Source organism: Coleofasciculus sp. F4-SAH-05 (genome assembly GCF_040222985.1).
Taxonomy (GTDB): Bacteria; Cyanobacteriota; Cyanobacteriia; order Cyanobacteriales; family Coleofasciculaceae; genus Coleofasciculus; species Coleofasciculus chthonoplastes.
The window spans coordinates 1-10,358 of record NZ_JAVKBY010000032.1; the positions used below are offsets into that span (position 1 = coordinate 1).

General features: G+C 45.9%; 7 protein-coding genes. 5 read left to right on the top strand and 2 right to left on the bottom strand.

The features are described 5' to 3' along the window. Positions 1-486: 486 nt before the first annotated feature. The 5 genes from RIG27_RS03400 (at position 487) to RIG27_RS03420 (ending at position 7,726) form a co-directional block, all read left to right on the top strand. Positions 487-3,759 carry an adenylate/guanylate cyclase domain-containing protein gene (locus RIG27_RS03400; RefSeq protein WP_446342444.1) on the top strand — a complete coding sequence of 1,091 codons (3,273 nt, stop codon included), beginning with the start codon at positions 487-489 and terminating at the stop codon, positions 3,757-3,759. 296 nt (positions 3,760-4,055) lie between these two features. Next, positions 4,056-5,267, top strand: coding sequence for an RNA-guided endonuclease InsQ/TnpB family protein (locus RIG27_RS03405; protein WP_446342446.1), 1,212 nt, complete (start codon positions 4,056-4,058; stop codon positions 5,265-5,267). Between the two features lie 41 nt (positions 5,268-5,308). Further along, positions 5,309-6,625 (top strand): four-carbon acid sugar kinase family protein, encoded by a 1,317-nt coding sequence (locus RIG27_RS03410; RefSeq protein ID WP_446342448.1) that lies wholly within the window; start codon positions 5,309-5,311, stop codon positions 6,623-6,625. A 323-nt stretch (positions 6,626-6,948) separates the two neighbouring features. Beyond that, positions 6,949-7,464 (top strand): pentapeptide repeat-containing protein, encoded by a 516-nt coding sequence (locus tag RIG27_RS03415; RefSeq protein ID WP_446342450.1) that lies wholly within the window; start codon positions 6,949-6,951, stop codon positions 7,462-7,464. Positions 7,465-7,522: 58 nt separating this feature from the next. Beyond that, positions 7,523-7,726, top strand: a complete 204-nt coding sequence (locus RIG27_RS03420; RefSeq protein WP_446342452.1) for a hypothetical protein — start codon at positions 7,523-7,525, stop codon at positions 7,724-7,726. Here the strand turns inward: RIG27_RS03420 and RIG27_RS03425 are convergent. Next, positions 7,703-8,743 carry an outer membrane protein assembly factor BamB family protein gene (locus RIG27_RS03425; RefSeq protein ID WP_446342454.1) on the bottom strand — a complete coding sequence of 347 codons (1,041 nt, stop codon included), beginning with the start codon at positions 8,741-8,743 and terminating at the stop codon, positions 7,703-7,705. The genes RIG27_RS03420 and RIG27_RS03425 overlap by 24 nt on opposite strands. Beyond that, positions 8,743-10,149: a phosphotransferase gene (locus RIG27_RS03430; protein WP_446342456.1), complete on the bottom strand. Its 1,407-nt coding sequence runs from the start codon at positions 10,147-10,149 to the stop codon at positions 8,743-8,745. The genes RIG27_RS03425 and RIG27_RS03430 overlap by 1 nt, the downstream gene beginning before the upstream one ends. Positions 10,150-10,358 lie beyond the last annotated feature (209 nt).

Below are 10,358 nucleotides of genomic sequence, written 5' to 3' on the forward strand. Positions count from 1 at the left end.
AGGTCTGTAGGGCGTTTTTGACTGCGCCATCCAGAGTTTTTCTCTGGAACTCTAAGAAGACAAAACTTTCATGACGCGGCTGAAGCCCGTCCCGTAGTATCCTCTTAGAATCCCCCGCGTTTTAACCGGGGGAGAAGTCAAAGGAAGAATTATTTTCATCGCAACCCATTAGAGATATAGCAATAGACACATCGATTAGGACGTTCGGCACCATTGTAGAGACTAAGCATGCCTAGTCTCTACATAAATGATGTGTCCTAATAGCCATGGCGGTTGCTATACTATGGGATTCCTTAGGAAAAATCAATCCAGGAGTCCCGACTTGGCATTTGTCTAGGAAGACAGAGATTTATCCACTTTAGGGATACTTAAGTTTTTGGTAAAAAAGGAAGTAGCTTTTCGCTTTGATGATGCAACGCCAGAAAACCTGATTAATCAAATCGACGAGTCAATAAGCGTGTTATCCATGTAGGTGAGCCTTGCCCCATGTTACTGCCAACCTTTACCCGTCAGCTTGTCAAAGGCGCTAAATGCAGTCAAAAGATGCCATTGCGCGTGGTTCTGGTGGTTCCCTTTCTGCTCCAGATCTTTGCGGCGGTAGGGTTGACTGGATATCTCTCCTTTCGCAATGGACAGCAGGCGGTTGACAATCTGGTGACACAGTTACAGACGGAGGTTAGCGATCGCATCGTACAACATGTCGATAGTTACCTGGAAACACCTCATCTGGTCAACCATGTTCTCGTCAATGCCGTGCGTCGGCGTCAGGTACTCCCTCAGGATCAGCCCAGTGAGCGCTATCTGTGGCAACTCGTACAGATTACCGACTCTATTAATACCATTCAGTTCGGCAGCGAGCAAGGAGAGTATATTGGGGCAGGCTATACCCAGGATAGCCGCTTAGTGTTGAAAGTTGCCGATAAATCAACTAACCATAACTTTCATACCTACACAACCGACAGCCAAGGAAATCGTAAGCAACTGCTAGATAGTCGCACTAATTATGACCCTCGTATCCGCCCCTGGTATCAAGAGGCTGTTTTTAAAGGTAAAACGGTTTGGAGTCCTATTTATGTCATGTTTAGCCATTCTCGGTTAGGGATTACCCTAGCTGAACCGGTATACGACGACAAGAATAAATTATTAGGCGTGGTTGGTACCGATATTTTACTATCGGAGATTAGTAAATTTCTCAACACCTTAAGAACCTTAAGAATTGGTCAAACGGGACAAGCATTTATTATTGAACGCTCCGGGTTACTGGTTGCTAGTTCCACATCAGAACAGCGATTTATTCGCGATGGGGATAAAACCCAGCGCCTATTTGCCACCCATAGCCGTGATCCCTTAATTCAATTAACCGCGCAGTATTTAAACCAAAACGTTGATACCTTAAACCCGATTAACCAGAGCCAACAGCTATCCTTTAACCTAAACCGCGATCGCTATTATTTACAAGTCACCCCTTTCCAGGATAATCACGGCTTAGATTGGCTGATTGTGGTGGCGATACCGGAAGCGGATTTCATGGCACAAATCCATGACCATACCCGCACCACAATTAGCTTATGCTTCGCGGCGTTTGTTGTGGCAACTGGGTTAGGAATCTTCACCGCCAGACGGATTACCCAGCCGATTACCCAGTTAAGCCTAGCGGCGGCAAAAATTGCCCAGGGAAAATTTGACCAACAGGTAAAAGTCAATAGCAAAATTCCGGTTCGGGTGCATGAACTCGAAATTTTAGCTCAATCCTTTAATCAAATGAGTCAACAATTATACTCCTTCTTTACCGCCATAGAAAAAAATCAAGCCGAGTTAGAGTCACGAGTTGAGCAACGCACCGCCGCCTTACGCCTGTCTGAAGAAAAATTTGCTCTGGCTTTTCGCTCATCCCCGAACCCAATTACGATTACCACTCTGGCTGAGGGAACCTTTATTGAGGTCAATGAAAGCTTTCTCAAGATTACCGGATATAACCTAGAAGATGTGATTGCTCATACATCCATTGAACTAAATTTTTGGGTTGAATCCCAAGAACGAACCCGAATCCGTAGCCTATTAATAAAGACAGGCGCTATTCGAGATAAAGAGTTTCATTTTTATACCAAATCGGGTCAAGTGAGAACGGGATTGTTATCCGCAGAATTGATTACAATTGGGGAAGAAGAATGCATACTGGCGGTAATTAATGATATCACAGAACGCAAACAGGCTGAACAACGAGTTGAGTTACTGCTAACGATTAGCCAAGCGATTAATGCCGCCCCTGATTTTCAAGCCGCCTTAGAAATTGCCCTGCATCAAGTATGTCAAACTACGGGCTGGATTTATGGCGAAGTCTGGATTCCGGCGACGGATGGCATGGCATTAGAATGTAGCCATCGTTGGTATTACAAACAGACCGAACTTGATCCCGATGTCGCCACCGCCCTGGAACAATTCCGAGAGTATAGTGAAGCCCTGACATTTTTACCCGAAGAAGAAATACCGGGACGGGTTTGGTGTCACGGTGAGCCGGAATGGATTAGTGATATTGCCACCGAAACTGATGATGTTTTCTTACGACTCAAATTGGCAACCGACTGTGGGTTGAAATCAGCCTTTGCTGTCCCCATTGTTGCCCCAGCAACACCACAAACCTCGGCGCCAGTTTTAGCGGTGTTGCTATTTTTCATGGCAGAAGAGCACCAAAATGATGAAAATTGGATTGAGTTAGTGTCTGTCGTATCGGCACAGTTGGGTCCAGTCATGCAGCAGAAGAAAGCAGAGGCGGAAATGAAGGCACTCTTTGCCGCGATGACAGATATGGTTCTGGTGGTGGATGCGTCGGGTCGTTGTCTGAAGGTAGCACCTACTAATAAAGGAAAATGGTGTAAATCTCCGGGGAACATATTGGGAACAACGCTGTTGGAATATTTCGATTCCAGTCAGGTAGATTTTATTCTCAATAGTATTCGAGAGGCTTTGTTAACTCAAGCTACGGTGAATATCGAGTATTGCATCAATCTGGCAGGAGAGGATGTTTGGTTTGCGGCTAACTTGTCACCGCTTTCCGATGATTCGTTGATTTGGGTGGCGCGTGATATTACCGATCGCAAACAGGCAGAGGTGGCATTGCGTTTAGAACAAGAAAAGTCGGAACAATTATTATTGAATATTTTGCCCGAACTGATTGCGGAACGGCTGAAACAAGACCAATCGGCGATTGCGGAGAATTTTGATGATGTGACGATTCTGTTTGCGGATATTGTCGGGTTTACGCCGCTATCGGCGCGGTTAAAACCGATTGAATTAGTGAATTTACTCAATAAAATGTTTTCCAAATTTGACCAGTTGGCAGAACGCCATGGTTTGGAGAAAATTAAAACCATTGGTGATGCGTATATGGTGGTTGGGGGATTACCACAGCCGAGGGGAGATCATGCAGAAGCGATCGCGCAGATGGCGTTGGATATGCAGCAGGCGATTACTCAGTTTCAAGCCGAACACAGTGAGTCGTTGCAAATTCGCATTGGAATTAATACCGGATCGGTGGTGGCGGGAGTGATTGGGATTAGAAAGTTTATCTATGACTTGTGGGGAGATGCGGTGAATGTCGCCTCCCGCATGGAATCGTCGGGAGAACCGGGAAAAATACAAGTCACAGAGACGACATACCAGCGATTACGCGACAAATTCCAGTTTCAGGAACGAGGTGCGATCGCGGTTAAAGGTAGAGGGGAAATGACAACCTATTGGCTGATGGGAAAAGAACCGTAGGGACTTGGTATAGCACTACGCACTAAGGTTAGGACATATCAAGAAAAAATCAAATCGCTCAATCCCTTGTCAGGTAAGTTTTTGTCTTCACTATTGCAAGAAAGCCTATTGCCTATTCCCGCTTCGCGTAGCGCTATAAATAGGGGGCTTGGGCACCAAGCCCCTACTATTGTTGTCACCCTGATGTTACCCTGAATTGCAGGGATAAATTGACCGAAAATTTGGGTCTCAAGCCTCGTCCTTCCAGGACGACTTTTTTTGTGTTACCATGTTGATGTCGAGTTGTTCCACGTTAGATGCTAGTCTTCGAGTTCAAGGCTAAAGGACAGACAACTCAATACTCAGCGATTGATGAAGCGATTCAAACCGCTCAATTTGTCCGCAATAAATGTATCCGTTACTGGATGGATAACCAAAACGTAGGACAAAAGGATCTGTATCGTTATAACACGTCGCTTAGGGCGGATTTTTCCTTGGTCAAGGACTTGAATTCTCATGCTTGTCAAACGGCTGTAGAAAGGGCTTATTCATCAATTGCTCGATTTTATAGTAATTGCAAAAAGCCGATTCCTGGCAAAAAAGGCTATCCACGGTTTAAGAAAAACTGCCGTTCAGTTGAATACAAAACTAGCGGATGGAAACTTTCTGAGACTCGAAAACAAATAACCTTCACGGATAAAAAAGGAATTGGCAAGCTCAAGCTCAAAGGAACGTGGGACTTAAACTTCTATCAACTCGCTCAGATAAAGCGGGTGCGGTTAGTCCGTCGCGCTGATGGCTATTACGTTCAATTCTTGGTCAATGCCGAGAACAAAGTAGAGAGTCAGCCGACAGGGAAAGCTATTGGTTTGGATGTAGGACTAAAAGAGTTCTATACCGATAGCAATGGTTATCAAGAACCCAATCCCCGATTTTACCGGGAAGGCGAGAAGCGTCTAAGATTCCTTCAAAGACGAGTTTCGCGCACTGAGATTGGCTCTGCCAACAGAAGGAAAGCCATTAATCGATTAGGGCGATTTCACCTCAATATAAGTAGGCGGCGTGAAGAACATGCCAAGAGAGTGGCACGTTGCGTAATCCAATCTAACGATTTGGTTGCCTATGAAGATTTGAGGATTAAAAATTTGGTCAAGAATCACTGTTTAGCCAAATCGATTAATGATGCAGGTTGGTATCAGTTCAGAAAATGGCTGGAATATTTTGGGGTTAAATTTGGTAAAATAACCATCGCAGTTAATCCTGCCTATACTTCCCAACAATGTTCTGATTGTGGCGCAACAGTCAAGAAGTCTCTGTCCACTAGAACTCATGTTTGTCGATGTGGATGTGTTTTAGACCGCGACTGGAATGCTGCTATCAATATTCTGAAGTTAGCCTTAAGTACGGCGGGTCACGTCGGAACTTGGATTTTACATCCGAACGCTTTGGGAGATTCGACCTCTACTTTGATTGGAGAAATCCTGTCAAGGCAAGTTGAGTCGTTGAACAAAGAATCCTTGCACTTATAGGGCGGGGAGTGTCAACCTTGCCGATCGCAGGACATCAAGTAATGATTAGCAAACCCAAAATTATCGTTTTGGATGATGACCCCACCGGTTCCCAAACCGTTCACAGTTGCTTGCTGCTGACGCGCTGGGATGTGCAAACACTACGGTTAGGACTAGCCGATGCTTCGCCGATTTTCTTTGTCCTGACGAATACACGGGCGTTAACACCAGAGGAAGCTGCCAAAGTCACCTGTGAAGTTTGCCATAATCTGAAAATTGCCATAGAAACTGAAGGAATCGACGATTTTCTCGTCGTCAGTCGCTCTGATTCCACCCTACGCGGACATTATCCTGTAGAAACCGATGTGATTGCCCAAGAAGTGGGACCATTCGATGCTCATTTCTTAGTCCCTGCTTTTTTTGAAGGCGGACGAGTCACCCGCGATAGTGTTCATTATCTAATGGTGGATGGTGTCCCTACACCCGTCCATGAAACTGAATTTGCCCGTGATTCGGTATTTGGTTATCGCCACAGCTATTTACCTGATTACGTGGAAGAAAAAACCAACGGAAGGATTAAAGCCGAAAACGTTGAGCGATTTGTCCTCTCCGATATTCGTTCAGGAAGTTTAGAACGCCTCCTGAGTTTGAGTGGGAATCAATGTGGTGTGGTTGATGGGGAAACTCAAGCCGATTTAGACCAATTTGCGGCTGATGTCCTCAGCGCCGCTGCTCAAGGGAAACGGTTCCTATTTCGCTCGGCTGCCAGTATTTTAACCTCTCTGGCGAGTCTGGGCGCTCAACCCGTCCCGCCAGAGAATATGGCACAGTATGTCAGAGGAGGGAAATCGGGAGTCGTGTTGGTGGGTTCTCATGTTAAAAAGACCACCCAACAGCTTGAACAACTCCTGAAACTCTCTGATATTGTCGGCGTTGAGGTGGATGTTAGTCATTTACTTGAAGAGTCAGCATCCCAACGGGATTCACTGTTAGCCAAAGTTGTCGCCACCGTTGACGAGATTTACAACTCGAATAAAACAGCCGTCATTTATACCAGTCGTGAGGAATTGGTCTTTAAAGACGTGCAAACTCGGTTAAACTTTGGCGCAGCAGTTTCAGCCTTATTAATGGATATTGTCCGAGAGTTACCTAAAGATATTGGATTTTTAATTAGTAAGGGCGGGATTACCTCCAATGATGTCTTAAGTACAGGATTAGACTTACAATCAGCCCGGTTACTGGGTCAAATTATTCCGGGGTGTTCTGTCGTGCGAACTCCAGGGGATCATCCTCAGTTTCCCGATTTGCCTGTGGTACTATTTCCCGGTAATGTTGGAGATGCTAATGGATTAGTGACGGTTTATCAGCGCTTTTGCTGATCGTCTTATGTCTTATGTCCTTTGTCCTTTGTCCTTTGTCCTTTGTAAGGGGTTAATAGCTATTGACAGAACCCTTCCCTGTTCCCTAAGTCATAAACATTCTCCTCTCTCCTTTAGAGGCTGCGGACGTTTGTTATAATAGCGTTTAGTTCAAGAATAGAGACGTAGATCACAAAGAATAACTCATTAGAGTCACGCCGGATGGTGGGTTGAGTTACCTCTTCATCAGATTAAATTCACCGGACATTAGGGCTTGTCTCAATTAATCCTTCAGCCAAATACCTGAAGATTAACTATATTGAATTTATCAGGTAAAAACGGCTATGCAATCCTCTGATCGAAATATCCTTAACCCAAACCAATCATCAGCGTCAGCTAGAAAGCAAGAGTTGTTTAAGAAACTAGAACGAATAAGAATGGCACCTGATCGCCTGCTAGAGGAGTATGGGGCGGGAGAACGGGATTATCGGGGATTTAACCTCAGTAACCTGGAGTTAAACGGCGTAGATCTCCAAAGAATTGACTTGAGTCAGGCAAACTTGGAGGGGATTGTCTTAGAAAAAGCCACGTTGACACGGGCAAACTTCACTAGAGCCAACTTATGTGGGGCGAATTTACGCCGAGCGGATTTGCTTTGGGCAAATTTACGGTGTGCTAACCTGCGAGGGGCAAACTTGAGAGGCGCGGATTTAAGTGGTGCTGATTTGAGTGGTGCCGATTTGAGTGGTGCTGATTTAGGCGGAGCCATACTACCCGATGGTACGATTGTTTTAACCAGTGAACAGTCGAGTCTCTTATGTGGTATGCTGCAAAAATTGCCCCTCAATCCGTCTAAATAATCCCCAAGAGAGAGGCTGAGTAGGACGCGATCGCACACGATAAGATCCATAAGCTGTTATGCATTTAAATTGGGTATCAGACGCGCCATGGCACGTCTCTACATGGCTTCCAGACGCGCCATGGCACGTCTCTACATGGCTTCCAGACGCGCCATGGCACGTCTCTACATGGCTTCCCCTGCTCCCCTATCCCTGGAACCATTGTCAGCGTACTCTAACTCTAAGCGCGATCGCACAATTAACCAGGGTACTCTTCAACTGACGAAATACACACCAGATTCCCATCACAAACCCCGTAAACCCCATTATCAGCCACCGCCAACCCAGACGTAATCGGCGCCGGTGCTTCCCACTTCCATAACTCCTCACCCGTCGCTGAAAGCCCCAACACAAAGCAAGAAAACTCACAAAAGTCTTTGTACTTATCCCACTCATCCAGCGTTGGACTTTGGGCGATGTAAACTTGTCCTTCGGTTCCCACAGAAATTGCCACCGGAATTTTTGATATCGGGTATTGCCATAATACCTTCCCTGACTCCCTTACTGAAACAACCGCTTTTTTTCCCTCCACTGCGGCTGTAGCAATTAGCGTGAGTTCACGATCTAAAGACTCAGAAACCATCAACGAGTCCATAAAAATACGGTATCCAGAAGGCAGAATCCACGGGCAAACAGTACGATGATCTTTGTTAAGAAGAAATAGCTGATTAATACCGTAGCCAACCACAATTCTTTTCGCGTCAGCCCTCCTTATGGTTAAAATTTCCTCTGCAGGGGATAACTCACTCCATAACCCCAGCTTAGATCCATCATCAAGGGCATAAGCTATCACACCCTGACTACTGGTAAACACCCAATCCTCAACAACAACAGGTTGCATCCAGATCGCATTTTTATCCGTTGGAGCCGACCAACAAAGCTCACCGGTTTGAGAAAATACATTTAACTGATTATCCCAACCGTGGCAGATTAAGTGGCTTTTTGTGACCGCCGGGATAGCATACACACAGCTATTGACGGGAATCGACAATTTTAGCTCTCCTGTATCAGGCGATCGCACCGTTAACTGCTTTCCCCCATCACAGATACCAACAATGTCCCCAGAAGGCGCAACCACCATTTTACCGATGGGACGTTCAAATTTTAGATGCCAAACCATTTGCCCCTCAGCCGTAATCGCCACCATCTGATTAGAATCGGATACCAAAACCCGATTATTACTGGCTACTAAACTTTTGACCTTACGAAACGGTAAAGGTACTGAAAAAGCGATATCCATTAGTCCTCAAGTAGTTTTACGATAAGTTGCAGATTGTTATAGATAACTCGTTGATCATCCGTCGCGATCGCTTTCATTAACTCACCCAACCCAGCACGAACCCGGAAAAATTTCACCGCCGCTTCTGGCATTTCCCCCTGGTATTCATCAGCAAAAGCCTGCTGTAACTGCTCAACTTCCGCTAAAGATACTCCATAATTAACCCCAAAATGAGCTAACTTCTGATAAAAATTGCCATAGTCTCGTGCTGGCGCACCAATCGGTTCTCCCCCCTCCCCCATTGAATAGTGCATTGTGGGTGTATCAATCGCCGTCAGTTGCTCACTTGGCTGATCCCAAAAGAAATTCCCCGGATGCGCGTCACCGTGAACTAAAGACGCTTGTCCAGGATTCGCGATCGCATCATTAACGACTTGATCAATTTTTTCGTGAAGCCAGGATTCATCTAAATTTAACAAATTGCCCTCACGAACGATTGTCGCAAGCTTCCCTTCAATATCCTTTACCGCATTAATATGTCGCTCCAAAAACCTTTCAGGAACTTGTCCCCCACGCACCGAATGCAGTTCACTCAATGCCCGTGCATTACCCTTTACCGCTTGCGTTGTCCGTTCCATCTCTGTGCTGCGATTCTCTCCAGTAGCAGTTCCTAGACGTTGCAAGTAATCATCAATTGCCGCTCCGGGCGCAACCGAACTCACCAAAACGCCCAATTCTCCCGCCTGTGCTACACCCAAATTCTGGGGAGATTTAATCACTTCAAACCCTTCCTGCTCAAACCGTTTCAAAGCGGATAATTCCCGGGCAAATTCATCAAGATTGGGAAAAAGCTTGACTGTGGCGATAGACTGACCTTGGTCATCGAACAGAAAAAAGACAGGCGCACCTGAAACACCCGTCGCCCCTTCCTGTTTGAGTTCTTTAATGTTTTTCAGGTTAACTTGATTCGGATTTTTGCCAACACGACTAGCCGCAAACGTAGCTAACTCGTCCCGACTCTGACCAATTTGAGGCAGTTTACTCAGTAAATTTTGCAAGTCTTGGGGGTTAATTTGACCGCCTTGGCTTCTCAATGAATCCACCTCTGATGTTAAGGAACGCTGCACGCTTTCTTCTTTGAGCATCTGCAAACGGTTGAAAACTGGAGAACCTGGTAGGGGTGGAGGTGATGTTCCTGACGCCTTGACTGGGATGTCGAGTCCGTGATAGCCAAAACGAGAGGCTTTCTCTAGTTGTTCGGCAAGAGAGCCGGTATCCTGCTGCTGTTGCTGTACCCCAGCCGGCGAACCAAACGGACGTGTCTGCAACAGATTGGTTTGAGGTAACTCTGCACTTCTGGCTTGGATGTTGTTACCGAATCCACGGGTTTTCAACGGATGGGTAGGAGGAGTAAAAATGGAGTTCAAGGAAGCTTTTCTTGAAATGTGTCGTCTGGTACTCATAACTACCGCTACTACCCTGGAAAGTCGGACATAATGAACTACGACGACTTACTTCGTTGAAGTCGTCGTTTCTGACGTTTCTTCGTCGATGGCTGCTTCATGCTTGGAGCAATCAGTAGAGCTAGGCGACTCCACGTCTAAAGAGGTTCGTTCCAAACCCCTTCCCCAAATCT